Origin of the sequence: Marinobacterium sp. xm-a-152 (genome assembly GCF_013282965.1) — a bacterium.
Lineage (GTDB): Bacteria > Pseudomonadota > Gammaproteobacteria > Pseudomonadales > Balneatricaceae > Marinobacterium_E.
Genome location: NZ_WBYI01000007.1, coordinates 123316 through 150099, shown reverse-complemented (window position 1 = coordinate 150099; position 26784 = coordinate 123316). Strand labels below are relative to the sequence as shown.

Genomic DNA, 26784 nt, shown 5'->3' with positions numbered 1-26784 from the left:
CGACGGCCATTAATTGCGCAATCCGCCTTGTATCTGAATGTTTCAGATCGCGCTGAGAAATTATGGACTTGTTCGTAGGGTCCCTCGCTTGCATTTTCGTAACGGATCCCCATAAATGACTTATAGTCAGTTTAAAGATCGGTAAAAGATTCACTACAGAGGTATGCATCATGGAAAATAATCAGAGCAGTGTTCAAATTGAACTACCGGTTCTCCCGCTTCGAGACGTGGTTGTATACCCTCACATGGTCATCCCTCTGTTTGTTGGGCGCGAAAAGTCGATCCAAGCACTGGAAGAGGCTATGCAGCGTGATAAACAGATTCTGTTAGTTGCACAACGCAGTGCATCCGAAGATGAGCCTAAGATGGATCATCTTTTTCATACAGGTACGGTCGCGACCATACTGCAAATGCTTAAGCTTCCCGACGGCACTGTAAAAGTGTTAGTTGAAGGTGAGTACCGAGCTTCTATTAGTGACTTCTTTGAAGAGGCGGAGCACTATGCGGCTCACCTTCAAGTGCTTGAAGAGGAGGAGGTTGCCCAGTCTGAGGCCGAGCTCTACAAGCGCTCGACGCTAGAACAGTTCGAGAAGTACATCCAAGTTAACAAAAAGATCCCTAATGAGGTGATGACCTCGTTGAACAATATCGATGAGCCAAGTCGTTTGGCCGATACGATCGCGGCTCATATGTCGCTTAAGCTTGATCAAAAACAGTCCATTCTCGAAATGCTGGATGCGAAAGCTCGCTTAGAGCATTTGATGTCACTGATGGAGTCTGAAATTGATCTAGTCGAGGTTGAAAAGCGCATTCGCGGTCGTGTTAAGAAACAGATGGAGAAGAGCCAGCGCGAGTACTATCTGAATGAGCAGATGAAAGCGATTCAGAAGGAGCTGGGTGATCTGGATGAGAATGGCGGTGGAGAGCTCGACGAGCTAGAAAAACGCATTGATGAAGCGGGTATGCCGCAAGAAGCGTTGGATAAAACTAAAGCTGAGTTCAATAAGCTAAAAATGATGTCACCAATGAGCGCTGAGGCGACCGTTGTTCGTGGCTACATCGATTGGATGCTACAGATTCCTTGGAGCAAACGCTCTAAAGTTCGTCTGGATATGAAGCGTGCTTCAGCAGTATTGGATAAAGATCACTTTGGCTTGGATGAGGTCAAAGAGCGTATTCTTGAGTACCTAGCGGTACAGAAGCGTGTACGTCAGCTGCGTGGTCCAATTCTCTGTTTAGTCGGACCTCCTGGCGTCGGTAAAACCTCTTTAGGGCGTTCTATCGCCCGAGCGACCAATCGTGAATACATCCGTATGGCGCTGGGTGGTGTGCGAGATGAAGCCGAGATTCGTGGTCACCGTCGAACCTACATTGGCTCTATGCCAGGTAAGCTAGTTCAGAAGATGGCCAAAGTCGGTGTTAAAAACCCGCTATTCCTTCTTGATGAGATCGATAAGATGGGTATGGATCAGCGTGGCGACCCTGCATCTGCTCTACTAGAAGTGCTGGACCCTGAGCAGAACAGCACCTTCAATGATCACTACCTAGAGGTGGATTATGATCTCTCTGAAGTGTTGTTTGTCTGTACCTCTAACTCGATGAACATTCCGGGTCCATTGTTGGATCGTATGGAGATTATTCGCATCCCGGGTTACACAGAGGATGAAAAGCTGAACATCGCACGTCGCTATTTGATCCCTAAACAGATCAAACAGAATGGCCTTAAGGTGAAAGAGTTGGAGATTGATGATTCAGCGATCATCGATATGATTCGATACTACACCCGTGAAGCGGGTGTGCGTGGCCTTGAACGAGAAGTGGCTAAAGTCGCTCGTAAAGTCGTTAAAGAGATTGCGCTCGGTGAATCAACCGCTAAATCCGTTCTTGTGAACAGTGATAACCTTGAGCACTACCTTGGGGTTCAGAAGTTTAACTTTGGCCGTGCAGAAGATGAGCATCAGGTGGGTCAAGTAACAGGGTTGGCTTGGACGCAAGTCGGTGGTGATATTCTGACCATTGAGAGTGCAGTAGTTCCAGGTAAAGGCCGTCAGGTTTTGACAGGCTCATTAGGCGATGTCATGAAAGAGTCGATCCAAGCCGCTTTGACGGTCGTTCGGAATCGCGCTCAGTCTCTAGGCATCGCACCCAACTTCCATGAAAAACAGGATATTCATATCCACGTTCCTGAAGGCGCAACACCAAAAGATGGTCCCAGTGCTGGTATCGGTATGTGTACGACTCTTGTTTCAGCGTTGACAGGGATTCCTGTTCGCTCAGATGTGGCCATGACGGGTGAGATTACTCTGCGAGGTCAGGTTCTTCCTATCGGTGGTCTCAAAGAGAAGCTACTTGCTGCGCACCGCGGTGGTATTAAAACGGTGCTTATTCCAGAAGAGAACCGCCGAGATCTGAAAGAGATTCCAGATAACATTAAGGCAGATTTAGAGATTAAGCCGGTTAAATGGATTGATCAGGTGTTGGAAGTTGCATTAGTAGAGCAGCCTGTTCCATTGGATGATGCCGAAGTTGAAGAGCTAACCAGTGAGACTAAAGGTGAAAAATTAACTACTGGGTCAAGAACGGCACACTAGACTTAAGTGTCAATTTTATGAAACTCGCTGAAAACACCGTATTTTCTGGGTTTTTAATGTTGACACTGGTTTTAAACAGTTGGTATAAAGTGTTTACGGTTATTTCATAACACAAAACAAACAAAACATACTCTCTTTTAAGGGGCACAACGTGAACAAATCAGAACTTATCGATTCTATTGCTGCATCTGCAGATCTTCCAAAAGCAGCTGCTGGCCGCGCTCTAGACGCCGCTCTAGAAGCAATCACTGGCGCACTAGCTAAAGGCGACTCTGTTGCACTAGTTGGTTTTGGTACTTTTGGTGTTAAAGAGCGTGCAGCACGCACTGGTCGTAACCCACAGACTGGTCAGCCAATCCAGATCTCTGCAGCGACTCTACCATCTTTCAAGCCAGGTAAGGCTCTGAAAGATGCCGTGAATAAATAAGAAACTGTTTCAATAGCTGTTGATAGATTTCCAAAGGCTCCTGTTCATAGGAGCCTTTTTTGTTTCTTGCCTTTCTTGTTCTAAATTGAAGTGTTTCATTCTTCAATCGAAGTAAAAATATTCGTTCATAAACCGATCGTTTCAAATAATTTCTTAATTTTATACTAAGCTGTCTTAATCGAATCGTTTAATAAACAGGGTGTTTCATTAGATGGCAGAGATCAAAATTGAGGATGTTAGATTTGAAAAACTAGGTGGTATCACCTTACCAATTGTGATGGTAGGCGGTCTTGTTGATCCGCTAGCGGCTTCTTATACTTTGCAGAGGTTCCAATCAGGAAAGCGGGTTAATACTGTTAGAACGGATCAGCGAGCGATTCAACACCTCTATCGCTTCTATGATGAGCGTTCATTGAATTTTAAAGAGGAACTTAGGAAGCTTAAGCCGTTAACGGCAGGAGAAATTGAAGAATATTCTTCATCATGCAGTGTAAATTCGGTTACGGGTGAGCTTTATAGTTCTAGTTGGTATGCAATTCGTTTTCTAGGGGCTGAACGTTATCTAAAGTTTGTTTGGATGTTTTATCAATCATTAGAACATGACCCGGAGAAGCTATTAGTCAGTGAAAAGCATTGGGAAAGAATGAAAAGGGGATTTTCCCTTTATGCCAAGGCACCCTATAACTCTGATGGGAAGATGAAGGTAGCCGCTTCACAGATCGCCTCAGCATCATTGCGATCGTTCTTATCACTTTTACGATACGGCGCTACAAACTGGGGTGCCATCATGCGAACTTCATGTCCGAGCTTCTGAAGCTCTCTGGCCCAGTAGTGTGCCCCTCCGCAACTTTCCATGCCCACAATACAGGGCTCCTGTTGAGCGAAAAACTCTAATACCTTGGCGCGCTTGATCGTTTTCCGTACAACAGGCTTTTCTTGGTGATCGACAGCAAAAACTTCAAAGACGTTTTTGGCCAAATCGAAACCGATACGTATACTTTTCATGGTGGACTCCTGCTATTCGATTGATTATCTCACCTTCAATGTGGCACAAGATGCCGGGATTGGGGGAGTCCATCCCATTTCCCTAAGCTAGTGGAGCTTTTTCATTTTGCTTCCAGCTTTGTTGGTGTGGTTTCTATGCTGTTATCGGTTGTTTTTGGTTCCCTGATCGAGCAGTTATATAACCAGACGCTTCTGCCGTTGGTTGTTTTTTTTTTTTGCTCTTATCGATTTGCTCCTATGCCGTCACTTGTTGGGCAGTTTGTCATAGGACTGGCGAATAGCTCCTCCCGGGTAAAAACATCTTCTGATTGAAATTGTCATTTTCTTTGGCTGTTTATGTAAGTAAACAGCCCCTCAATCCCTCGTAATTCTTGGCTTTAATGGTTTCTGAAATCTTTTGTCAGTAAAACTGGTGGGTTTTGTCATTGGCGGATCATGCCCTTTGAACCAAGCTTAATAAAACCAATAAAGCTTAGTTGGACCAGTAAAAAGGTTCAGCGAGACTATCAGTATTACCCTCTAAGAACTGGTAGTCATAACAAGAATGATGAGGATGATGTAATGCCAGAATATAAAGCGCCACTTCGTGACATGGATTTTGTGCTGAACGAAGTATTGAATGCAGAGCAGCACTATCAGAGCCTGCCTGGGTGCGAAGATGCGACTCCGGATATGGTGTCTGCGATCATGGAAGAGGGTGCTAAATTCGCGGAGCGTGTTCTTTCACCATTGAATCAGATTGGTGACCAGCAGGGCTGCCAGTGGAGTGATGGTGCAGTAACGACTCCAGAAGGATTTAAAGATGCCTATCAGCAGTTTGTTGAAGGTGGTTGGCCATCGCTGGCTCATGAAGAGGAGTGGGGTGGTCAGGGCTTGCCTGAATCCATTGGTATCATCATCAACGAAATGGTGGGTACAGCCAACTGGTCCTGGAGTATGTATCCGGGTCTGAGTCATGGTGCGATGAATACGCTGGATGCTCACGGCACCGATGAGCAGAAAGAAACTTATCTGACCAAACTGGTGTCTGGTGAGTGGACCGGCACGATGTGCCTGACTGAGCCTCACTGTGGTACCGATCTGGGTATGCTACGAACTAAAGCAGAGCCTCAGGAAGATGGCAGCTACAAACTAAGCGGCACCAAAATCTTCATCTCGGCCGGTGATCACGATATGGCAGACAACATTGTGCATATCGTACTGGCACGTCTTCCGGATGCACCTGAAGGCACTAAAGGTATATCCCTGTTTATTGTGCCTAAACATCTTCCACAGTCTCTGGGTGAGAACAACGGTGTGTCCTGCGGTTCGCTTGAACACAAGATGGGCATTCACGGTAACGCAACCTGTGTCATGAACTTTGATGATGCAACAGGTTATCTGATTGGTCCGCCAAACAAAGGTCTGAACTGTATGTTCACCTTTATGAATACTGCACGTCTGGGTACCGCATTGCAGGGCCTGGCTCATGCCGAATGGGGTTTCCAGAACTCTCTGGTCTACGCAAAAGACCGTTTGCAGATGCGTTCATTGAATGGTCCTGCAAGCCCGGATAAACCTGCCGATCCAATCATTGTTCACCCTGAAGTGCGTAAGATGTTGCTGACCCAGAAAGCCTTTGCAGAGGGTGGTCGGGCATTAATCTATTACTGTGCACAGCTCGTAGACCAGGTGAAGCTGACAGAAGGTGAGGAAAAAGAGAAAGCAGATGCGCTGCTCGCATTCCTGACACCAATTGCCAAAGCCTTCCTGACTGAAGTGGGTTTCGAATCCGCTAACCACGGTTTGCAGGTCTTTGGTGGTCACGGCTTTATCTCCGAATGGGGTATGGAGCAAAACGTACGTGATAGCCGCATATCAATGTTGTATGAGGGCACCACACAGATTCAGGCGCTGGACCTGTTGGGTCGCAAAGTGCTGATGTCTCAGGGTGAGTCTCTGAAAGGCTTTACCAAAATCGTACACAAGTTCTGTCAGGCTGAATCAGATAACACTGAACTGCAGGCGTTCATCAAACCTCTGGTTGAACTGAACAAAGAGTGGGGTGAACTCACTATGCAGATCGGTATGAAAGCAATGCAGAACCGAGATGAAGTGGGAGCTGCTTCGGTGGATTACCTTATGTACTCCGGCTATGTGGTACTGGGTTATTTCTGGGCTCGAATGGTAAAAGTGGCTCAGGAAAAACTGGCTGCAGGCGAGGGTGATCAGGCGTTCTACGAAGCCAAACTGGCAACCGCTAAATTCTACTTCGAACGCATCCTGCCGCGCACACGTTCTCTGGTGGTAACTATGCAGTCAGGCTCAGATAACCTGATGGCACTGGATCAAGAGAAGTTTGCGTTTTAGGGCGGCAGTATGAAAAGAGTTCTGAACAACCCAGTAGGCCGCACAATGTTGCGCGGCCTGCTCAAACTGAACGCCAAACGTTATCAACTTAAAAATAAAAACAGTTCCGGGAGTACACAAATGGCTGATATGAATTCAATCTTTACCGAAATGAAAAGTCGCTTTAATGCAGATGCTGCAGCGGGCACAGATGCAGTGTTCCAGTATGAAATCAGTGACGGTGGTGAATGGTTTGTAACTGTACAGGACGGCAGTTGCGAAGTGACAGAAGGTAGTAATGATGATGCGACCGTTACCCTGCGAATGGACACTGAAACACTTGAAGAGGTGATGTCAGGAGAAACTGACGGCATGCAGGCGTTTATGAGTGGCCGTATCCAGGCAGATGGCGATATTATGCTGGCAACTAAACTGGCTGCGATTTTCCCTGTAGCCTAAAATTTATTACAACAAATAAATTTGAACCTTCAGGTTCTCTATAAGAATAACTATTGAGGAGCCCACGATGGTGCAGCAGCTACCTGCGGCGGATACTATTCCGGCTGATATAAATTCATATGGCTTTCAGACCGTACCCGATGTCCTGCGGTACAGTGTCGAAAAATATGCAGCGCGCCCTGCATTCACCAGCTTTGGACGTACCATCGATTACCAGGAGCTGGATGAGTTATCGGATGCGTTTGCAGTCTATCTACAAAAAGAAACCAGTCTTCAGCCCGGTGACCGCGTCGCTATCCAGCTACCCAACCTGATTCAATACCCTATTGTGCTGTTTGGCATTCTCAAAGCGGGGCTGGTGGTTGTGAATACCAACCCGCTTTATACCTCCAATGAGATGGAACATCAGTTTTGTGATTCCGGTGCCAAGGCGCTGATCATTCACAAAAGCATGGCGCACAAAGCAGAAAAAATATTGCAGAACACCGCCATTGAACATCTGATCGTGACGCAGGTGGGAGACCTGCATGATTTCATTAAGCGTAATCTGCTTAATGCAGCCGTTAAATATCTCAAGAAAATGGAGCCGGATTACAACCTTCCTCAGGCCGTGCCACTGCGTAAGGCTTTAATGCAGTATGTGGGTGAATCACCCGAAGCAGTTGAGGTAAAAACGGCGGATGTTGCCGTGTTGCAGTACACCGGGGGTACAACTGGCGTGTCCAAGGGTGCGGTACTCACTCATGCAAACCTGATTTCCAATATGCTGCAAGCTGAAGAGCGATTGGTGATGCCGGGTGTGAACTGGGCTGAAACCGTTATTTCACCGCTGCCTCTTTATCATATCTATGCCTTTACGGTTGCCCAGGTGGTCTCCCTGTTGGGTGGTCACAGCGTACTTATTCCAAATCCGCGTGATATTCCGGGTTTTGTTAAGGAGATGGGCAAGTGGAATATGAGTACCTTTGTGGGCTTGAACACTTTGTTTGTTGCACTCTGCAATAACGAGGATTTTCCAAATCTGGATTTCAGCAGCCTTAAATTCACCGCATCCGGTGGCATGGCCCTGAATCCATCAACCGCAGCTTTGTGGAAAGAAAAAACCGGCTGCGAAATCATTGAAGGATACGGTCTGACCGAAACTTCTCCAGCCGTATGCTTCAACGATCCAAACCAGACTCATTTGGGCACTATTGGTAAACCAATGGTACATACCGATCTGCGTCTGATTGGCACAGATGGCGAGGATGTGCCAAATGGTGAAGCGGGTGAACTTTGCGTCAAAGGGCCGCAGGTAATGCGTGGTTACTGGCAACGTGAACGCGAAACCAGCTCCGCATTCACAGATGATGGTTACTTCATTACTGGTGATATCGCGACCCGGGATGATGAAGGCTATATCCGCATTGTGGATCGTGCCAAAGATATGATTCTGGTATCCGGCTTCAATGTTTATCCAAACGAAGTTGAAGATACTCTGACCCTGCACCCGGATATCGTTGAGTGTGCCGCCATTGGTGTACCAGATGATATCTCAGGAGAAGTAGTGAAAGTCTTTGTTGTATCCAGTAATCCATCTCTTACCGCAGAAGAAGTGCGCGGATGGTGTAAGGATAAGCTGACCCGCTACAAGGTCCCTAAACAGGTTAAGTTTGCACAGGAACTGCCCAAATCCAATGTAGGCAAAGTTCTGCGTCGAATGCTGAGAACACCTGAAACTAAATCTGATGCTGCCTGAATAGCGAGAACATTGCTTATGCCGCTCTCAAAACCCGTTCGTCGTAAAAAGCATCATAATCGTAATGTGATGTGTAATGGCTTCGAACGTGATGATCAGCTATGGGATATTGAAGCAAGAATGACCGATATCAAAGCCTATGATATCGATAACCTTGAGCGGGACGGTTATGTCTCTGCAGGTGAAAACTACCATGATATGAGCATCCGGGTAACTATGGATCGCCGGTTCTTAATTTATGAAGTGGAAGCCTGTATCGACAGCAGCCCCTTTCGCATGTGCCCCAGAATTGCGGATGCCTTTCGTAAGTTAGAAGGTACCCGTATTGGTCCTGGGTGGCTAAGGCAGGTAAAAGAGAAGTTGGGTGGCGTTTTAGGCTGTACCCATATGAATGAGCTGTTGCCAGTGGTAGCGACCACCGCCGTACAGACTCTATGGCCTGTGAGCAAAGAGGATGTTCTGGAAACCGGAGCTAAGCTCATGCTCAATAGTTGCCATACCTGGGGGCAGAGCAGTGAGATGGTAAAGACCTACGCGCCGCAATTTTACCAACCGGAAAGTGAAGTGAACGGATGACGGACCTGGTTCTATACACGGTGGACGATGGTGTCGCTGAGATTGCGCTGAATCGACCGGATAAAAAAAACGCGATTACCCTGAATATGTACGAACAGGCCGTATCCTATCTGGAGCAGGCCGCTACGGATGAAAATGTCAGAGTGGTCCTGTTGCGGGGAGAGGGACAAAGCTTCTGTGCCGGAAATGATATTCAGGATTTCGTTTCAGGTATGGGTTCCCGCGAAAATCTGAAAGGCGTGGTCAGTTTTCTGCATCATATAGCCACCTATAATAAACCTCTCATGGCGGCTGTTCAGGGCAATGCGGTTGGTATTGGAACCACCATGATGATGCACTGTGATCTGGTGATCGCCTCTGAGGATCTCAAATGCCAGATGCCTTTTGTACATCTGGGTTTGGTTCCTGAAGCCGGAGCGACTTTGATCATCCCTTCGATGTTAGGCCAGAGGCAGGCTTTTGAACTCCTGGTTGAAGGCCGCCCGTTTGGTGCACAAAAAGCACAACAGAGCGGTTTAGTAAATGTGATAGCCGAAGTTGAAACCTATCTCGAGGTTGCCAGAGAAAGAGCACAAGCGCTGGCTCGTTTACCCAAAGAGGCGGTTCTGGAATCCAAGCGTCTGATGAAAAAGCAGTATCAGGAAAACCTGCTTGCTGTGATTGATGAAGAGCTTGAGGTATTTTACGAGAGACTGTTTTCGGACGAAGCGTGTCAGGCGTTTATGGCTTTTTTACAGAAATCATAAAGGGGCAACAGCCCCTTTTCTGTTTCCCTAACTTATTTATTTTTCAATGAAAATTTCCGTTTATAAGGCGCTTTATGTCGCTAAGGATAACGGCCGAAACCGCTACGCTATTGCCAGCTATAGCGATAAAGATAGCAACCAACAGCCCTCGTTTTTCTGACTTTTCATACTTTATCTGCCAGCAGCAGATGTTGCTGTGCAGACCTTTCTGCCTTTTTTGGTGTTTTTTGATTGTTTTTGTTTGTTTGTAAACGCCTCTGTAAGCCACTATTTACGAGGCTTTGTTGCTTAATGCCATTTTTTGTCAGTTATGTAGCTGCTTTTTGTCATTGTTGAATTTTGGTCCGCAACTAGTATTTAAACATAACTAAAAACAACAGCCGGAAAGAAATAGAAGAGGCAGTTATGAAAGTACTGGTCGCTGTAAAGCGTGTCATAGATTACAACGTCAAAGTGCGCGTTAAAGCAGATAGCAGTGATGTTGATCTGGCCAATGTAAAAATGGCCCTGAACCCTTTCTGTGAAATCGCAGTGGAAGAAGCAGTACGTCTTAAAGAGGCGGGCACTGCGGATGAAGTTGTTGTGGTTTCTATTGGTAGCAAAAGCTGTGAAGAGCAGATTCGAACTGCACTGGCACTGGGTGCTGACCGCGGTATTCGTATCGAGACTGAAGATGCACCGGATTCACTTTCCGTTGCCAAGCTCTTGGAAAAAGTCGTTGAGAAAGAAGCACCAGGTCTGGTGATTCTGGGTAAACAGGCGATCGATTCAGACAATAACCAGACCGGTCAGATGCTGGCTGCGCTTCTGGATCGTCCACAAGGTACGTTCGCCTCTGAAGTTAACGTATCGGGTGACAGTGTTCAGGTAACCCGTGAAGTCGATGGCGGCCTGCAAACGGTTGAACTGGCTATGCCAGCCATTGTGACTACAGATCTGCGCCTTAACGAGCCTCGTTATGCAGCCCTGCCAAATATTATGAAAGCGAAACGTAAACCTCTGGAAGTATTGAGCCCGGATGATCTGGGTGTCAGTGTCGGCAGTAATCTCACTCTACTTCGCGTAGAGCCACCTGCAGAACGTCAGGCAGGCATTAAGGTCGGCTCGGTGGATGAGCTGGTCGAGAAACTGCGCAACGAAGCAAAAGTGATTTAAGGAGGTTGAGTGATGACTACGTTGGTAATAGCTGAACACGATAACAAAGAACTTAAACCAGTTACCTTAAATACACTGGCGGCAGCACAAGCAATTGGCGGTGACGTGCACCTACTGGTGGCGGGTAGCGGTTGTGGTGCTGTGGCAGATACAGCGGCACAGATTCCTGCAGTAAGTAAAGTACTCACTGCGGATAGCCCGGCATATGAACATCAGCTGGCAGAAAATGTCAGCAAACTGGTTCTGAGCATTGCTGCGGATTACAGCCACATTCTCGCGTCTGCGACCACAACCGGTAAGAACTTCCTGCCACGGGTTGCTGCGCTGCTGGATGTAAACCAGATCTCAGACATCATCTCTGTAGAGGCGGATGATACGTTCAAACGTCCAATCTATGCAGGTAACGCAATTGCCACTGTGCAGTCGGCTGATGCTGTCAAAGTCATTACCGTGCGCGGTACCGCTTTTGATGCGATTGAAAACAGCGGCGGCTCAGCTGAAATCTCCACTGTAGGCGAATCCTGTGATGCGGGTATTTCCAGCTTTGTCGGTGAAGAACTGGCGGAAAGTGACCGTCCGGAACTGACTGCAGCATCCGTAGTGGTATCCGGTGGTCGCGGTATGGGCAACGGCGAGAACTTTGACCTGCTTTACAAAGTGGCAGACAAACTCGGCGCTGCAGTGGGTGCATCCCGAGCCGCAGTTGATGCAGGTTTTGTCCCTAACGATATGCAGGTAGGCCAGACCGGCAAGATGGTTGCACCGGATCTGTACATCGCGGTGGGTATATCCGGTGCCATTCAGCATCTGGCAGGCATGAAGGACTCCAAAATCATTGTTGCGATCAACAAAGATGAAGAAGCCCCAATCTTCCAGGTGGCAGATTATGGTCTGGTGGCAGACCTCTTTGAGGCAGTACCCGAGTTAGAGGGCAAGTTGTAAGCCCTCAATGAATTCCAAAGTGCCTCGTGAAAACGGGGCCAAAAATAAAAATTAGACGGAGCAACTTAGATGCTTTTCGAAGGAAAATCGATTCAGGTTCAGCCGGTCGAAAACGGAATCTACGAAGTGGTTTTTGACCGCAAAGATGATGCTGTTAACAAACTCGACCGTGCCACCACTGCAGAACTGCATGAAGCCGTAGCTGTCGTGCAGGCGATTGATGACCTGCAGGGCGTTATTTTTACCAGCGCTAAAGAGAGTTTTATTGTCGGTGCCGACATCACCGAGTTCATGGGCTTCTTCACACAGGAAGACGATGTACTGATTGCCGGTTTAATGGAGACCCACGGTCTGTTAAATCAGATCGAAGACCTAAAAGCCCCCACCGTTACAGCAATTAACGGACTTTGCCTCGGTGGTGGGTTTGAGGTCGCCCTGGCGACAGATTACAGAGTACTGGGTGATCAGGCCAAAGTGGGCCTGCCTGAAGTAAAACTGGGTATCTTCCCCGGTTGGGGCGGCACCATTCGTCTGCCTCGTCTGATCGGTGTTGATAACGCGAATGAGTGGATCTGCGCAGGTGTTGAAAAACGTGCCGATGCAGCGCTTAAAGATGGCGCGGTTGATGCGGTAGTGACCACAGCACAGGTACGTGAAGCCGCGCTGGATCTGTTGAAAGGCTGTATTTCCGGCAAGTTTGATTATCAGGCCCGTCGTGATGAGAAGAAGAGCCCGATCAAACTGAATCAGGTTGAGCAGATGATGGCGTTTGAATCCGCTAAAGGTGTCATCGGTGGTAAGGCGGGTCCTCACTATCCAGCACCTATGGCAGCTCTGAAAACGGTTCAGAAGCATGCCAACCTGCCACGTGAAAAAGCCAACGAAGTGGAAGCGAAAAATTTCGTCAAAGTGGCTAAAACAGATGTCTGCGCATCACTGGTGGGCCTGTTCCTTAAAGATCAGTATGTGAAAAAAGTCAGCAAAAGCTTTGAGAAACAAGCAGAACCTGTTGCCAAGGCTGCCGTACTGGGTGCCGGTATTATGGGCGGCGGTGTTGCGTATCAATCCGCGGTTAAAGGCACGCCAATCCTGATGAAGGATATTAACGAGGGTGCCCTGCAACTGGGTCTGGATGAAGCCACTAAACTGCTGAACAAACGTGTATCCCGCGGTCGTATGGATGCCATGAAAATGGCAGGCGTACTGAACAAGATCACCCCAACACTGAACTACGGTGATTTCGGTAACGTTGATCTGGTGGTTGAAGCGGTAGTTGAACATCCTAAGGTTAAAAAAGCGGTTCTCGCAGAAGTTGAAGAACAGCTACAGGAAGGCGCGATCCTGACCTCCAACACATCAACGATCTCGATTACAGAGCTGGCTACGGCTCTGAAAAAACCTGAAAACTTCTGCGGTATGCACTTCTTTAACCCCGTGCATCAGATGCCGCTGGTTGAGGTTATCCGCGGTGAGAAATCTTCGGAAGCAGCCGTTGCGCGTACCGTCGCTTATGCAAAAGCGATGGGTAAAACCCCAATTGTTGTGAATGACTGCCCAGGCTTCCTGGTTAACCGAATTCTGTTCCCGTATTTCGGTGGCTTTACGGCCCTGATGGAAGATGGCGCAGACTTCAGGCAGATCGACAAAGTGATGGAAGGGTACGGCTGGCCAATGGGCCCAGCGTATTTGCTCGACGTTGTTGGCATCGATACCGCACACCACGCCGATGCGGTGATGGCGGTAGGTTATCCAGATCGCATGAGCCATGAAGGCGAAAACGTGATCGACCGTATGTTCAAACTGGAGCGTTTCGGCCAGAAGAACAACAAAGGTTTCTACCAGTACGAGCTGGACCGCAAAGGTAAACCGAAGAAAATTGTTGATGAAGACGTCCCCGCACTGCTGGAAGGCATTGCCAAAGAAAGCCGCGAATTCAGCGATGAAGAGATCGTTGAACGTATGATGATTCCACTGTGCATCGAAACGGTACGTTGCCTCGAAGATGGCATCGTAGACAGCCCGGCAGAAGCCGATATGGGCCTGATCTACGGTATCGGTTTCCCTCCATTCCGTGGCGGTGTATTCCACTACCTGGACCAGCTTGGCCTGGATAACTTCTGTGCCCTGGCAGCGAAATACGAATCTCTGGGGCCGTTGTATCAGCCAACAGAGAAAATGAAAAAGATGGCCGCCGCAGGCGAGACATATCTACCAGCAACTGCACAGGCTTAAGGGGTAAGACAAATGAACTTAAAACCAAATGACGTAGTAATCGTTGACGGTGTTCGTACCCCGATGGGTAAATCGAAAAACGGCTCGTTCCGTAACGTCCGTGCCGAAGCATTGTCAGCAGCTGTAATGAAAGGCCTGCTGGAACGTAACCCAGCGGTAAAAGCCGGCGAAATCGAAGATATCATGTGGGGTTGTGTAAACCAGACTAAAGAACAGGGCTTCAACATTGGCCGTAACGCTGCTGTTCTGGCAGGCATTCCTCACACGGTAGCAGCGCAGACCATCAACCGATTGTGTGGTTCTTCCATGGCAGCGTTGCATGCAGCAGCACAGGCGATCATGACTGGCAACGGAGACATCTTTATCGCCGGTGGTGTGGAGCATATGGGTCACGTATCCATCATGCACGGTGTGGATATCAACCCGGAAATGTCTAAGCAGGTGGCAAAAGCGGCCATGATGATGGGCGTAACCGCAGAAATGCTGGGCAAGATGAACGGGATCAGCCGTGAGATGCAGGATGAGTTCGGGGCACGTTCCCATCGTCTGGCGCACGAAGCTCATCTTAAAGGCCTGTGGGACAGCGAAATCATCCCGGTAGAAGGTCATGATGAAAACGGCTTTAAATCCCTGCTGGAAGCGGACGAAGTAATCCGTCCGGAAACCACAGTAGAAACTCTGAGTGCCCTCAAGCCAGTGTTCGTGCCTAAAGTGGGAACCGTTACTGCTGGTACATCCTCTGCTTTCTCCGATGGCGCATCAGCACTGCTGGTGATGTCAGCAGCCAAAGCAGAAGAGCTGGGCCTGACGCCACGTGCCCGCATTGTGAGCATGGCAGTCGCAGGGTGTGATCCATCCATTATGGGTTACGGCCCGGTACCGGCCACTCAGAAAGCACTGAAACGTGCAGGTCTCTCCATCGACGATATCGACTATGTCGAGCTCAACGAAGCGTTTGCAGCACAAGGCCTCTCTGTCCTAAAAGGTCTGAAATTGCTCGATAAGATGGAAGACAAAGTAAACCTCAAAGGTGGTGCAATTGCACTGGGTCACCCTCTGGGCTGCTCCGGTTCCCGTATCACCAACACGCTGATGAACGTACTGGAACAGAACGATGGCACATTAGGTCTGGCGACCATGTGTATTGGTATGGGCCAGGGTATTTCCACCATCATAGAGCGTGTTTAACCCAGCCCTAACTCTTTCTTGCAACACTCGCTTTTCGCTATTTGCCCCGCATTTGCGGGGCTTTTCATTTAATATTGCCTAAAATCAGGCGATAGAATCAGAAAGCAATTTTAACCAACTCACACTCATGTAAGGATTACCCACAGTATCCAAGAGGAAGGCTAATGGCGCTCTACATTATCCCAGTTCATCGCCACTAGTTTGCTAGACACCTCTCAGCCATAGAAAATGGCTTTTAAAGAGGTGCTTATGAGCAACAAACGTTATCCCGAAGAGTTCAAAATCGAAGCGGTTAAACAGGTCACTGACCGAGGCTACAGCATTGCAGATGTGGCTAATCGGCTCGATGTTACAACCCACAGCCTTTATGCCTGGGTCAAGAAGTACGGCCCCGATTCAGCCGAGTATAAAGCGAAGTCAGATGAGCAGTTAGAGATACGCCGCCTCAAGAAAGAACTGAAGCGAGTCACTGAAGAGCGAGATATATTAAAAAAAGCGGTGTACTTCGCCAACCAGTCCGATTGAGGTAAACCTTTATCCGTGATCATCATAAGGATTGGCCCGTACGCCAGCTCTATTCATTACTGGATGTGCATCCTAGTGGGTATTACGCATGGCGTAAGCAGCCTTCTTCCAGGCGCTATGCAGCAGATCAACGGCTCACTGGATTGATCAAGCAGTACTGGCTGGAGTCAGGTGGTTTGTATGGCTATCGGAAGATCCATAGTGATCTGCGCGAGTATGGTGAAACCTGTGGCCCCAATAGAGTTTATCGGCTCATGCGGTTAGCTGGGTTGAAGGTTCATATTGTTACTCCGAACCGACTACAGCAGCAATTCAGTGTCGCTGCCCCTAATAAAGCTTGGGTAACAGATATCACCTATATCAAAACCCATGAGAGGTGGCTGTATTTGGGTGTTGTCGTTGACCTGCTCTCAAGAAGGGTGATTGGATGGTCAATGCAATCCTGTATCACAAAGCAACTGGTGCTAGATGCGTTGCTCATGGCTGTATGGCGACGTAATCCTCAGTCAGAGGTAGTCGTTCATTCTGGTCAGGGAAGTCAGTACACAAGCTATGATTGGCAATCCTTTTTAGAGATACATGGCCTAAAAGGCAGTATGAGCCGACGAGATAACTGCCACGACAATGCCGTTGCTGAGAGCTTTTTCCAACTACTGAATCAGAAAGAATCCGCGGCAAGGTTTATGCAACCAGAGAAGATCCACGCAGTGATATCTTTGAATACATAGAGCTGTTTTACAACAGCAAACGATGTCATGGTTTTAATGATCAGCTATCACCGAAAGAGTATGAAAACCGATATGAAAAACGGCTGCTGAGTGTCTAAAGAACTAGTGGCGATTCAAATTTATATAAAGGGGAGAGCAAAATCATTTGGAGTTTGGTTTTCTATCCAAACTCTATCGTGTTTGATTTTGCTCTTTTCACCAGCCTGCACACCTTTAAACTCTAAATATTCTAAGGCTCTACTTTGTTGCTCGTCTTACCGTAAGGATTTAGCAGGCAGGCAATCGCCGGTAACAGAATCAGCGCACCCAGCATGTTCCAGATAAACATAAAGGTCAGCAGGATACCCATATCCGCCTGGAATTTGATGGGTGAGAGTACCCATAGGACCACACCAATACCTAACGTAAGGCCGGTGAAGGCAACAGATTTACCGGTGCTTTGCAGTGTTTCCAGATAAGCGTTTGGCAGACTATGGCCCTGTTCCAGGTAGGTTTTCATCTTCGAATAGATATAGATGCCGTAGTCGACACCAATACCTACACCCAATGCGATGACGGGCAGAGTAGCGACCTTAACGCCAATACCCAGTTGGGCCATCAATGCCTGACAAAGCACGGATGTCAGTGCCAGTGGCGCGATGATGCAGATCACGGTGCTGATGGAACGGAAGGTCAGCAGGCAGAGAATACTGACGACGGAATATACCCAGATCAGCATCTCGTACTGGGCGTCTTCAATCACTTCATTAGTTGCGGCTTCAAAACCGGCTTTACCCGCGGCCATCAGGAACTCGATGCCTTCAACCTGATGGTTGTCGGTAAAGTCTTCTACGGCAGCGGTGATGGTTTTCAGGGTCTCGGCTTTGTGGTCATCCAGGAAAACGATGACAGGAAGAAGCGAGCAGTTGCTGTTCATCAGACCTGCGGGAACGTAAGCTAGGGAGGCGTTGATTACGAACTGGTTGCGGCTGACAGAACGCCATTTCAGGTTCCATTCGTTAAGGCCCGCAGTTACCCGCTCAGAGACATCAGTTAAGGATATGCTGGATTGCACGCCTTCAATGCCTTGCAGGTAGAACTGGAAGCGGTCAACCAGTGACAGGGTCTGGAAGCTGCTGCACTGTTCCTCTTCAGTTGCGACCATCACCACAAAGACATCGCTGGAAGTGGAGTAGTTGTCGGTGATAAAGGCGTTATCCAGATTGTAACGGGAGTCCAGACGCAGCTCCGGTGCGCCTTTATCCAGATCACCGATCTTCAGATCTTGACTGAAGTACAAACCACCAACCAGCATAAACAGGGCAACGGTAATCGCCATGGTGGCACCTTTAGGTGTGGCGAACACAGAGAACATGCGCCAGTGAGAGTTCTCTTTTGCAATATTGCGTTTTGCCCGCGCGATCGCATTTTTACCCACGCCAACATAGCTCATCAGCAGTGGCAGTAGCATCAGGTTGGTCAGTACGATTACAGCAACACCAATTGATGCAGCGACTGCCAGATCCTGAATCACCTGAATCTGAATTACCATCAGAGTAATAAAACCGATGCCGTCTGAGATCAGGGCTGTGAGTCCGGGAATATAGATGGTTTTAAATGCATGGCGCGATGCCTGAATCTTATCGGCGCCATTGGTCGCGGATTCCAGAGTGATGGTATTTACAATCTGCACACCGTGGCTGACGGCGATGGCAAAGACCAGAAACGGCACCAGCATGGAGTAGGGGTCGATACCATAGCCCAGCATCTTGAGCAGGCCCAACTGCCAGATAACCGCAGCAAGGGAACAGATCAGTGGCACAATCGTACCCATAACACTGCCGGAGTAGAGATAAAGCAGGGCCAGGGTAATCAGGAAAGCCACGGCAAAGAACAGAGCCATTTCAGTCGCACCATCAATCAGATCGCCGACGATTTTGGCAAACCCAGTGATGTGAATATCGACGGCGTCTGAGCTGTATTTGTCACGAATCAGCTCTTCAACCTGTTCCGAAAAGCTCTGGTAGTTAAGGCGTTCACCGGTATCCGGGTGCTTATCAAACAGCGGCACCTGAACCATCGCAGAGCGGAAATCGTTAGCAACCAGAATACCTACCTGACCGGAACGCAGAATGTTAGTCCGTACCTGTTCCAGACTTTGCGCGGAACCATCGTATTTAGCGGGAATAACCGGACCGCCGACAAAACCTTCTTCGGTAACCTCGGTCCAGCGGACGTTAGGGGTCCAGATAGATTTCAGGGCGGAGCGGTCTACACCGGGAATGAAGAACAGCTCATCGGTAACGTTTTTCAACGTTTCCTGAAATTCAGCTGTGAAGATATCCCCATCTTTTGCAGCCACCACCACACGGATACTGTTGCCTAATCCGGCAAGGTCATCGCGGTAGTTGATGTAGTTCTCAACATAAGGGTGCGAGGACGGGATCATCTTGATAAAACTGGCATCCGGGCGGATCTGGCTGGCTTGCCAGCCCAGAATCACAGTAGCAATCAGGAACAGGCCCAGTACCAGTTTGCGATGTGTATAGAGAAAGTATTCGGCCAGGCGTTCACTGGTCTGGATAGGCCACAAAAGCAGAGCGGATAGCTTGTTCATTGTGCAGCCTCCTTACCAATAAGCGATAGGTGCACAATGCCGGTTTCACCGGTAATCACCAGTGAATCAGCCACCTGTGTCAGGGACGTAAATGTTCGTAGCTGACGTTTACCCAGAGGCTCAAATCCAGTGCCTTCCTGACGCAACAGCGTGCCGCCCTGACCGACCATAATAATCTGATCTTCAACCACAATGGCATCGTTGATGGTGGCTGCGACCGGCAGCTGAACTCTTTGCCAGTTCTGGTTTTGATCATCAAAACGGAAGGTGTTGCCGCGTAACCCCATGATGTACAGAGCATCCGATTCTGCTGCTGAGAAGAAGGAACCATCGTAAGGAAAATCAAGGTTTAGCCAGCTTTCTCCTTTATCGTCACTGACGAGCAGAAGCCCGGCTTCACCGAGAATAAGCAAGCGTCCGGATTTAAGTTGATAGATGCGGTTAAGATGGAAACCTTCCGGGTTCGGTAGCATATGTCCGATAAACTGCCAGCTTTGTCCTGCATCTCTGGTTTCGAGCATCGTACCGTAGGCACCGACCAGGAAACCGTGGCTGGAATTCAGAAACAGCATATCCAGCAGGGGTGAAGTTGGTCCTTCTTCCTGTGCGATGACCGCATCATCCAAGGCATATTCGGTATCTTCAATCTGTTCGGGTGTGAAGTTATCGGTCGTCATGGAACCGAGCAGATTCTCAAGAGCCGAGATTCGTAACTGGTTAATGTCGTTACCGCTAAGAACGGATTTCCAACTGGAGCCACTATCGTTGGTTTTAAGCACCAGACCATCGTGACCAATCGCCCAGCCGGTCTGATTATCCGTGAATTTAATACTGGTCAGCAGTGTACTGGCGGGTACTGATGCCTGTTGCCACTTCTTGCCCTGATCATCCGAGTAAACTATGACGCCTTGCTCTCCGGCAGCAACCAGTCTTTTGCCTGTATTAGCGACGGATAACAGCAGTGACTTTTCAGCACCTTCACGGGTGAGGGCTGAAGTAGACAGGCGATCTGGCGTCAGTTGTTCTGAGGCCGAAGATGAAGATAGAGGTGTAAATAGTGAGCAGAGTATCAGTAACGAACTGCCAGTAATTCTTTTGAACATCTGATAACCAGTAATTATTTTTATATTTGGTGGCCTTTCTGGATCTGCCTGAAAGGTTACCTGAATCATGCTTTATTAGGTATAGAATCGCCAATAACAAAAGTCACCAGTTTTTATGACATTATTTTTCAAACCCTGCTTAGGTGCTTGAATTACTGTGAAAATTGATAGGGAAAAAGGTGGCGTTTACGGTCATAAAAAAGGGCAGGGTTGATCAAAACCGCTGCCCTTTATAGATGGAATGGGTGTTTAAATTGTTGCAGCCAACTGCGTGCCCTGATGAATCGCGCGTTTGGCATCCAGCTCCGCAGCCACATCAGCACCGCCGATCAGATGGACCGGCACATCTTTAATCTGGTCAGCCAGATCACGTTTAGGCTCCTGCCCAGCACAGATAATGACATTATCAACTTCCAGTAATTGCGGTTCGCCATCGACCAGCAGGTGTAAGCCCTGATCATCGATCTTCTGGTACTCACATTTGTTGAGCATTTTCACACCTTTCTTGGCGAGATCGGTACGATGTATCCAGCCGGTTGTTTTACCCAGACCGCTGCCGACCTTGCTTTTCTTACGTTGCAGCAGGAACACCTCTCGAGCAGCCGGTTCAAAGACAGGTTTCATGTTCTCTACACCGCCTCGGGCGTTCATGCTCATATCCACTCCCCATTCTTGCATAAAGGCGGAGATGTTCTGGCTGGTGGATTCACCCTGATGCACCAGTACTTCGGAGATATCAAAACCAATACCGCCTGCGCCGATAACCGCGACTTTCTGACCAACCTCAGCACCCTTCATAACATCCAGATAGCTGAGCACTTTCTGGTGGTTAACACCCTCAATATCCGGGGTGCGGGGGCTAATGCCAGTGGCAAGTACAACCTGATCGAATCCGCCTACCTGAAGTGTTTCTGCAGTTACTTTAGTGTTTAGCTGAAGGTTTACTCCCGTAAGCTCAATCTGCTTACCGAAATAACGCAAGGTTTCATAGAACTCCTCTTTGCCTGGAATGCGTTTGGCAATATTAAACTGGCCGCCGATCTCGGATGCTTCATCAAACAGAGAGACTTTGTGGCCACGTTGAGCTGCGGTGGTGGAAAAGGCTAAACCGGCTGGCCCTGCACCGACTACTGCAATGTTCTTAATATCGGTGGCTGGGGTAATCACCAGTTCTGTTTCATGACAGGCACGCGGGTTAACCAGGCAGCTAGTCAGTTTGCCAACGAAAACGTGATCCAGACAAGCCTGATTGCAACCGATGCAGGTGTTGATCTCATCGGCTCTGTTTTCGGCGGCTTTTTGCACGAACTCCGGGTCTGCCAGAAACGGACGGGCCATAGAGACCATATCCGCATCACCACGGGCCAGGACCTCTTCAGCCACATCGGGCATATTGATTCGGTTTGAGGTGATGACCGGAACATTAAGTGCCTTACGCACCTTGGCTGTCACCCAAGTGAATGCAGCACGAGGTACCTTTGTGGCAATAGTGGGAATGCGGGCTTCATGCCAGCCGATGCCGGTATTGATGATGGTGGCACCGGCTTGTTCAATCGCCAGTCCAAGTTGAACGATCTCTTCGTAGCTGCTACCGCCTTCAACCAGATCCAGCATGGAAAGGCGGTAGATAATGATAAAGTCAGTACCGACGGCTTCACGCACCCTTCGAACGGTTTCCAGAGCAAAGCGGATACGCTGGTCATATTCACCCCCCCAGCCATCATCGCGCTGGTTGGTGCGTGCGGCAATAAACTGGTTAATCAGATAGCCCTCTGACCCCATAATTTCGACACCGTCATATCCAGCTTCCTTAGCCAGCGAGGCACAGTTCACAAAATCTCTGATCTGTTGCTCAATATCGTCTTCCGAAAGCTCTTTGGGTGGGAATGGGTTGATCGGTGCCTGAATCGCAGAGGGCGCAATTGGCTGAGGGTTGTAGGCATAGCGGCCCGTATGCAGGATCTGCATACAGATCTTGCCACCTTCCTGATGTACCCGATCCGTCACGATGCGGTGGTTTTTTACATCTTCTGATGAAGCCATTTGCGCAGCATGACCATGCACAGCACCTTCCTTGTTTGGACCTATGCCTCCGGTTACGATCAGGGCGACGCCACCACGGGCACGTTCTGCGTAGAACTCAGCCATACGTTCAAATCCATTGGGTGCTTCTTCAAGGCCCAGATGCATAGAACCCATCAGGACACGGTTTTTCAGAGTTGTGAAACCCAGATCCAGGGGCTGTAAAAGATTAGGGTAGGCTGTTGTCGTCATTCTTAGTATCTCTTTATCGTTATTGTTTTAGTCGGCAGCTTGAAGTGGCTGGGTTATTTTGCGTAATGGTTCAAATACAGCGGCTTTTCCAGAAACCTTCGCGCTGAAGCTTTGCATCATGTCATTAGGTTGAAACATGCCGGACTGCCAGGTAGCCATGTAACTGAGGCTGTCATGCAGGCTGTGATCCCGAGCATAGTTGATCATCTGCTTGGTGCCAGTGATTGCCAGAGGGGAGTGGGCAGCAATCTGTTGGGCAATGCCCATTACTGCATCCAGCATCGATGCCTGATCCGGGAAGGTCTGATTTACCAGTCCGGATGTTTGAGCTTCCTGAGCATGCATTTTACGTGCGGTATACGCGAGTTCTCGGGCGAGCCCAGACGGTATAAGGCCTGGTAAACGTTGCAGGGTCCCCAGGTCTGCAGTCATGCCCAGCGCCGTCTCTTTTACGGTGAAATAGGCATCCTCAGTGCAGTAACGCATATCAGTGGCACACACCAGATCCAGAGCGCCGCCTATGCAGCCACCCTGAATCGCGGAGATAACCGGAAAGCGTGCGGTTTCCAACACCATAAAACATTCTTGCAGTTGCATAACCAGACGGCGCACAGATTCTGCTCTGCGACCGGCTTCACCATTGAACAGGCTTTGGTCCGGCTGAGTAAAAACCTCCAGATCCATTCCGGAACAGAAATGTTTGCCCTGAGAACTGATGACCAGTACCCGGGTGTCTCCCTCAATATCCAGCGCTCTGATGGCTTCCGGAAACTCTATCCAGAAGTCCCTGTTCATGGAGTTGCAGGCTTCGGGGCGTTTAAATTCTAGCCGGGCAATGTGGTTCTCAACGTTGAGGTTAAAACAGCTATAGCTCATCTGAAAACAATCCTGTTTAGGTTTTTGTTATTAAACTAGACGGTGTCAAGATAGTGATCTATTTTGACACTGTCAAGATTGGTTGATAGATTGCGTTCATGAACAGTAGAAAAAAACCATATCACCACGGTGATCTCCGGATTACCTTGTTGCAGGCAGCCACGGATCTGATTGCTGAAGGGGGCGTTGAAAGCCTCTCTATCCGCAAACTTGCGGACAAGGCAGGCGTGTCTCGCACTGCGCCTTATCATCACTTCAAAGACAAAAATGAACTGCTTTGCGCAATAGCAGAACAGGGCTTCCATCTTCAGGATCAATTGATTGAAGCCTTGAACGAAAACGCTAAAGAGCTGAATCCTGTAGAGCAGTTTGAGCGCTATGTGATTACCTACATCCGCTTTGCTGATGAGCAACGCGAAACTTATGACCTGATGTATGGCCGCGATATCTGGAAAACCGGAGAACCTACGCAGACATTGCAGGAAGTGTCCCGAAACAGTTTTCGCGTTTTGCTGAACTGGGTTGAAGAGCTGCAAGCCGAGGGCGTTTTTGAACCTTCTTTACCTGCATTGAGGATCGCTCAGTCTGCCTGGGCTTCTATTCATGGTTTGTGTAGGTTGTTTAATGACGGTATCTATGTAAATCGTGAAGATCTGCAGGATATTGCCCGTACATCGGTGCAGTTACTGATTAATCAGAATTACCCGGCAGAGGCAGAAAAGTGATTCAGTTCAGCCATGCTAACGGATTCCCCGGCAGTTGCTATGGCCACTTGTTCAGCTTATTACCTGAGCATGAAGTCAGCTGCGTTGAAAAGATGGGGCACGGGGATTACCCACTGAATGGCAGTCTGCGTAATTACGCGGAGGAACTGATTGCTGAGATCGAACAGCAGCATAATAAGCCCGTAATTGGGGTTGGTCATTCAGCCGGAGCTGTTGTCACCCTGATAGCCGCTGCGTTAAAACCTGAACTTTTTAGACAGGTTATCCTGCTCGATCCGGTGGTATTCAGTAAACGCAAACGTTATGCCTTGAAACTGTGTAAGGCCCTGGGCCTTATGGATCGGATTACTCCTGCCGGAAGAGCCGCTAAAAGGCGGGCTCAGTTTGCCAGTCGTGAAGAAGCGGAAGCTTATTTTGCAGGTAAAAGCCTGTTCAAAGATTTTCATCCTGCATGTTTTGCTGACTATATCAAACACGGTTTAACCGAAAACGAGCAGGGTGTTGAGCTGAGCATCTCAGCAGATATCGAAGCGGATGTTTTTCGCAATGTCTTACTGGATGTACCCCGGTGCCTTAAGCGTGTACGCGGTACTGTCATCTACGGTCGTAAGAGTCATTTGTTTAACCGTCATGATAAACGCTGGTGGCAACGCAACTTTCCTGAAATGAATCTGGTTGCTGTTGATGGCGGCCACCTTTTCCCTCTTGAATCCCCGGAAATCACAGCTGAACTTATTAATTCAGCGCTTTCAAAATAAGCCTGCCCTCGATTCTCCAGTCACCTGTTTATCAGTCATCAGCTATCAGCCATTTGGACTTTGGTAGAGAGTGGTTCTAATTAGGAAAAACTCCTAAAGAAAGTTCTGACACAGCGTCTACTATTATTAGATCACGTCAGTAGGAGTGGGTTGATGAAAGCGAGTGTGGATATCCCGGTTGAATGTAACCAGTGTTTAGAGGAAGTCATGCAAGATGCGATGGCAAAAAAAGAACTCGACTGGGAACGTTATGGTCGTGAAATGCCTCAATGCAAGGAATGTTTACAAGCCCTGAAAGAGGATATGGAAAAACCATTGGAACAGGATTGAGTTTTAACCCAAGTGAGCAAAGAAGTTAGCAAAGACTGCTGTAACAGCTAATACACTTCAGAATTCAAATGGAAAGCCCTCCATATGAGAGGGCTTTTTGTTGTTACCTTGCTGGAGATAACTTGTTATTTTCCCAGTCGACGGATCGCCTGTGGAGTAAAATCTTTATGTTCAAAGCGCTGGGTGAAGTCGAAGCCTTCCCCCTCTTCGTTGGTTAAACTACCTACCAGATATCGACCAGACTGCAGATCATATAACGCTTCCGCAGTTAACCAGGGTACGTTGGCATCACGATACTGGAACTGATGCGCTTCACCTACGCGCCATAGCTCGCCACGGCCATCGTAATGGTCCACTACGGCGATCTGCCAGCTGTCTTCGTCAATATAGAAAGTACGTTTTGCGTAGATGTGGCGCTCGCCTTCTTTCAAAGTCGCTTCGACTTTCCATACACGGTGTAATTCATAACGTGTGAGTTCAGAATTCAGGTGTCCTGGTTTGAGAATGTCTTCGTACTTAAGACCTCGGTCTGCAAGCTTAAAGCTGTTGTATGGGATATACAGCTCCTGTTTGCCAACCAGATTCCAGTTGTAGCGATCAGGTGCGCCGTTAAACAGGTCCAGATTGTCGGTTGTGCGCTGACCATCGCTTGCTGTACCGGGTGCATCATAGGCGATCTGAGGAGCCCGACGCACTCTGCGCTGACCTGCATTGTAGGTCCATGCCTGTCGTGGCTGTGTAACCTGGTTCATGGTTTCATGGACCAGGAGTACGTTACCGGTCAGACGGGCAGGGGCTTTTACCTGCTGAACAAAGTAGAACAGGATGTTCGCATCTTTTTCCGGGTTTGTGCCGCCTTTGAGGTGAGTTGGCCAGGACATCTTCTCGTTGATTTTAACCGGTGTGAAGCTACCGTTGGCCTGAACCGGAACCTGCACAAAGGTACGTTCCAAAGCACCGCCGCGATAGCGGGTCATATGGTTCCAGATTACTTCCAAACCATCGTTCGGAACAGGGAATGGAATGGCAGTGTTAAACCCCTGAAGGCCATTACCACCATCAGTGAGCTGTGCTGTTGTCGCATTGGATTTAGCCGCGTCATAAACTTCCTGAGGCATCGCCGCAGTTCGGTGAGTTGGATACACTGGGATGCTGAAGGTAGGGTATTTATTCAGCATCGCCAGCTGTCCCGGAGTCAGCTTGTCTTTGTATTGTTCTGCATTGGCAGCGGTAATCGTGAACAGTGGTTGTTCGTCGGCAAACGGATTGTTGTAGCGATCAGAGCTGCCAGCCAATCCACCGTTCCAGGCCGGAATCGTGCCAGCCGCATTACCTGCTTTTTCTGCACCTATAGGCGTGAGTGAAGCACCCAGCTCAGCTGCTTGTTCAGCGGTGGTAGCCGCTAAAAGTGAGCTGGAACTTAATAATAATGCAGTGCTCAGCAGTAATTTTTTAGTGTTATACATTGATGATCTCTCCATC

At 48.6% G+C, this 26784-nt stretch carries 19 protein-coding genes and 2 pseudogenes; 15 read left to right on the top strand and 6 right to left on the bottom strand.

Going from position 1 to position 26784, the window contains the following annotated elements; translation table 11 throughout:
- Positions 1 to 170: 170 nt before the first annotated feature.
- Both lon and XMA152_RS08655 read left to right on the top strand, forming a co-directional pair.
- Positions 171 to 2591, top strand: coding sequence for an endopeptidase La (lon, locus tag XMA152_RS08660; protein WP_173483354.1), 2421 nt, complete (start codon positions 171 to 173; stop codon positions 2589 to 2591).
- Between the two features lie 151 nt (positions 2592 to 2742).
- Positions 2743 to 3018 (top strand): HU family DNA-binding protein, encoded by a 276-nt coding sequence (locus XMA152_RS08655; protein WP_173480450.1) that lies wholly within the window; start codon positions 2743 to 2745, stop codon positions 3016 to 3018.
- A gap of 702 nt (positions 3019 to 3720) precedes the next feature.
- Here the strand turns inward: XMA152_RS08655 and XMA152_RS08650 are convergent.
- Positions 3721 to 4023, bottom strand: a pseudogene (locus XMA152_RS08650) (transposase); the annotation flags it as partial.
- 561 nt (positions 4024 to 4584) lie between these two features.
- Between XMA152_RS08650 and XMA152_RS08645 the strand changes: the two are divergent.
- From XMA152_RS08645 to XMA152_RS08600, 10 genes and pseudogenes are all read left to right on the top strand, one after another.
- Positions 4585 to 6372, top strand: a complete 1788-nt coding sequence (locus tag XMA152_RS08645; RefSeq protein WP_173480452.1) for an acyl-CoA dehydrogenase C-terminal domain-containing protein — start codon at positions 4585 to 4587, stop codon at positions 6370 to 6372.
- A 120-nt stretch (positions 6373 to 6492) separates the two neighbouring features.
- Positions 6493 to 6810 carry an SCP2 sterol-binding domain-containing protein gene (locus XMA152_RS08640; protein ID WP_173480453.1) on the top strand — a complete coding sequence of 106 codons (318 nt, stop codon included), beginning with the start codon at positions 6493 to 6495 and terminating at the stop codon, positions 6808 to 6810.
- Between the two features lie 67 nt (positions 6811 to 6877).
- The gene (locus XMA152_RS08635; RefSeq protein WP_173483353.1) at positions 6878 to 8548 is read left to right on the top strand and encodes an AMP-binding protein; all 1671 of its coding nucleotides are present in this window, start codon (positions 6878 to 6880) and stop codon (positions 8546 to 8548) included.
- A gap of 18 nt (positions 8549 to 8566) precedes the next feature.
- Complete coding sequence (locus XMA152_RS08630) at positions 8567 to 9124, top strand: DUF2889 domain-containing protein (protein WP_173480455.1); 558 nt, start codon at positions 8567 to 8569, stop codon at positions 9122 to 9124.
- 20 nt (positions 9125 to 9144) lie between these two features.
- Complete coding sequence (locus XMA152_RS08625; RefSeq protein ID WP_371731416.1) at positions 9145 to 9870, top strand: enoyl-CoA hydratase-related protein; 726 nt, start codon at positions 9145 to 9147, stop codon at positions 9868 to 9870.
- 405 nt (positions 9871 to 10275) lie between these two features.
- Positions 10276 to 11025 (top strand): electron transfer flavoprotein subunit beta/FixA family protein, encoded by a 750-nt coding sequence (locus XMA152_RS08620; RefSeq protein WP_173483352.1) that lies wholly within the window; start codon positions 10276 to 10278, stop codon positions 11023 to 11025.
- Between the two features lie 12 nt (positions 11026 to 11037).
- Positions 11038 to 11967: an electron transfer flavoprotein subunit alpha/FixB family protein gene (locus XMA152_RS08615; protein ID WP_173483351.1), complete on the top strand. Its 930-nt coding sequence runs from the start codon at positions 11038 to 11040 to the stop codon at positions 11965 to 11967.
- Positions 11968 to 12036: 69 nt separating this feature from the next.
- Entirely contained in the window at positions 12037 to 14199 is a 2163-nt protein-coding gene (fadB, locus tag XMA152_RS08610) for a fatty acid oxidation complex subunit alpha FadB (protein ID WP_173483350.1), read from the top strand.
- Positions 14200 to 14211: 12 nt separating this feature from the next.
- Positions 14212 to 15387: an acetyl-CoA C-acyltransferase FadA gene (fadA, locus tag XMA152_RS08605; protein ID WP_173483349.1), complete on the top strand. Its 1176-nt coding sequence runs from the start codon at positions 14212 to 14214 to the stop codon at positions 15385 to 15387.
- Positions 15388 to 15636: 249 nt separating this feature from the next.
- Positions 15637 to 16738: pseudogene (locus XMA152_RS08600) on the top strand (IS3 family transposase).
- 131 nt (positions 16739 to 16869) lie between these two features.
- On the opposite strand, the gene XMA152_RS08595 reads toward XMA152_RS08600, so the two are convergent.
- The 4 genes from XMA152_RS08595 to XMA152_RS08580 form a co-directional block, all read right to left on the bottom strand.
- Positions 16870 to 19236 (bottom strand): RND family transporter, encoded by a 2367-nt coding sequence (locus tag XMA152_RS08595; protein WP_173483348.1) that lies wholly within the window; start codon positions 19234 to 19236, stop codon positions 16870 to 16872.
- Positions 19233 to 20339, bottom strand: coding sequence for a YCF48-related protein (locus XMA152_RS08590; protein WP_173480462.1), 1107 nt, complete (start codon positions 20337 to 20339; stop codon positions 19233 to 19235). Before XMA152_RS08590 ends, XMA152_RS08595 begins: the two co-directional genes overlap by 4 nt.
- 249 nt (positions 20340 to 20588) lie before the next feature.
- The gene (locus XMA152_RS08585; protein WP_173480463.1) at positions 20589 to 22613 is read right to left on the bottom strand and encodes an FAD-dependent oxidoreductase; all 2025 of its coding nucleotides are present in this window, start codon (positions 22611 to 22613) and stop codon (positions 20589 to 20591) included.
- Between the two features lie 27 nt (positions 22614 to 22640).
- Entirely contained in the window at positions 22641 to 23489 is an 849-nt protein-coding gene (locus XMA152_RS08580; RefSeq protein ID WP_173483347.1) for a crotonase/enoyl-CoA hydratase family protein, read from the bottom strand.
- Between the two features lie 98 nt (positions 23490 to 23587).
- On the opposite strand from XMA152_RS08580, the gene XMA152_RS08575 reads away from it, so the two are divergent.
- From XMA152_RS08575 to XMA152_RS08565, 3 genes are all read left to right on the top strand, one after another.
- Positions 23588 to 24214 carry a TetR/AcrR family transcriptional regulator gene (locus XMA152_RS08575; RefSeq protein WP_173483346.1) on the top strand — a complete coding sequence of 209 codons (627 nt, stop codon included), beginning with the start codon at positions 23588 to 23590 and terminating at the stop codon, positions 24212 to 24214.
- Positions 24211 to 24972: an alpha/beta fold hydrolase gene (locus tag XMA152_RS08570; protein WP_173480466.1), complete on the top strand. Its 762-nt coding sequence runs from the start codon at positions 24211 to 24213 to the stop codon at positions 24970 to 24972. The genes XMA152_RS08575 and XMA152_RS08570 overlap by 4 nt, the downstream gene beginning before the upstream one ends.
- A gap of 153 nt (positions 24973 to 25125) precedes the next feature.
- Positions 25126 to 25302 (top strand): hypothetical protein, encoded by a 177-nt coding sequence (locus XMA152_RS08565; protein ID WP_173483345.1) that lies wholly within the window; start codon positions 25126 to 25128, stop codon positions 25300 to 25302.
- Between the two features lie 125 nt (positions 25303 to 25427).
- On the opposite strand, the gene XMA152_RS08560 is transcribed toward XMA152_RS08565, so the two are convergent.
- A complete protein-coding gene (locus XMA152_RS08560; RefSeq protein WP_173483344.1) occupies positions 25428 to 26768 on the bottom strand; it encodes a DUF1329 domain-containing protein in 1341 nt (446 codons plus the stop codon).
- Positions 26769 to 26784 lie beyond the last annotated feature (16 nt).

Bases quoted from the DNA above. Each gene is read 5' to 3' on its own strand.
- XMA152_RS08565 (WP_173483345.1), top strand. From the start codon at position 25,126: ATGAAAGCGAGTGTGGATATCCCGGTTGAATGTAACCAGTGTTTAGAG.
- XMA152_RS08640 (WP_173480453.1), top strand. From the start codon at position 6,493: ATGGCTGATATGAATTCAATCTTTACCGAAATGAAAAGTCGCTTTAAT.
- fadB (WP_173483350.1), top strand. From the start codon at position 12,037: ATGCTTTTCGAAGGAAAATCGATTCAGGTTCAGCCGGTCGAAAACGGA.
- XMA152_RS08630 (WP_173480455.1), top strand. From the start codon at position 8,567: ATGCCGCTCTCAAAACCCGTTCGTCGTAAAAAGCATCATAATCGTAAT.
- XMA152_RS08615 (WP_173483351.1), top strand. From the start codon at position 11,038: ATGACTACGTTGGTAATAGCTGAACACGATAACAAAGAACTTAAACCA.
- XMA152_RS08620 (WP_173483352.1), top strand. From the start codon at position 10,276: ATGAAAGTACTGGTCGCTGTAAAGCGTGTCATAGATTACAACGTCAAA.
- fadA (WP_173483349.1), top strand. From the start codon at position 14,212: ATGAACTTAAAACCAAATGACGTAGTAATCGTTGACGGTGTTCGTACC.
- XMA152_RS08635 (WP_173483353.1), top strand. From the start codon at position 6,878: ATGGTGCAGCAGCTACCTGCGGCGGATACTATTCCGGCTGATATAAAT.
- XMA152_RS08590 (WP_173480462.1), bottom strand. From the start codon at position 20,339: ATGTTCAAAAGAATTACTGGCAGTTCGTTACTGATACTCTGCTCACTA.
- XMA152_RS08585 (WP_173480463.1), bottom strand. From the start codon at position 22,613: ATGACGACAACAGCCTACCCTAATCTTTTACAGCCCCTGGATCTGGGT.
- lon (WP_173483354.1), top strand. From the start codon at position 171: ATGGAAAATAATCAGAGCAGTGTTCAAATTGAACTACCGGTTCTCCCG.
- XMA152_RS08595 (WP_173483348.1), bottom strand. From the start codon at position 19,236: ATGAACAAGCTATCCGCTCTGCTTTTGTGGCCTATCCAGACCAGTGAA.
- XMA152_RS08560 (WP_173483344.1), bottom strand. From the start codon at position 26,768: ATGTATAACACTAAAAAATTACTGCTGAGCACTGCATTATTATTAAGT.
- XMA152_RS08645 (WP_173480452.1), top strand. From the start codon at position 4,585: ATGCCAGAATATAAAGCGCCACTTCGTGACATGGATTTTGTGCTGAAC.
- XMA152_RS08580 (WP_173483347.1), bottom strand. From the start codon at position 23,489: ATGAGCTATAGCTGTTTTAACCTCAACGTTGAGAACCACATTGCCCGG.
- XMA152_RS08575 (WP_173483346.1), top strand. From the start codon at position 23,588: ATGAACAGTAGAAAAAAACCATATCACCACGGTGATCTCCGGATTACC.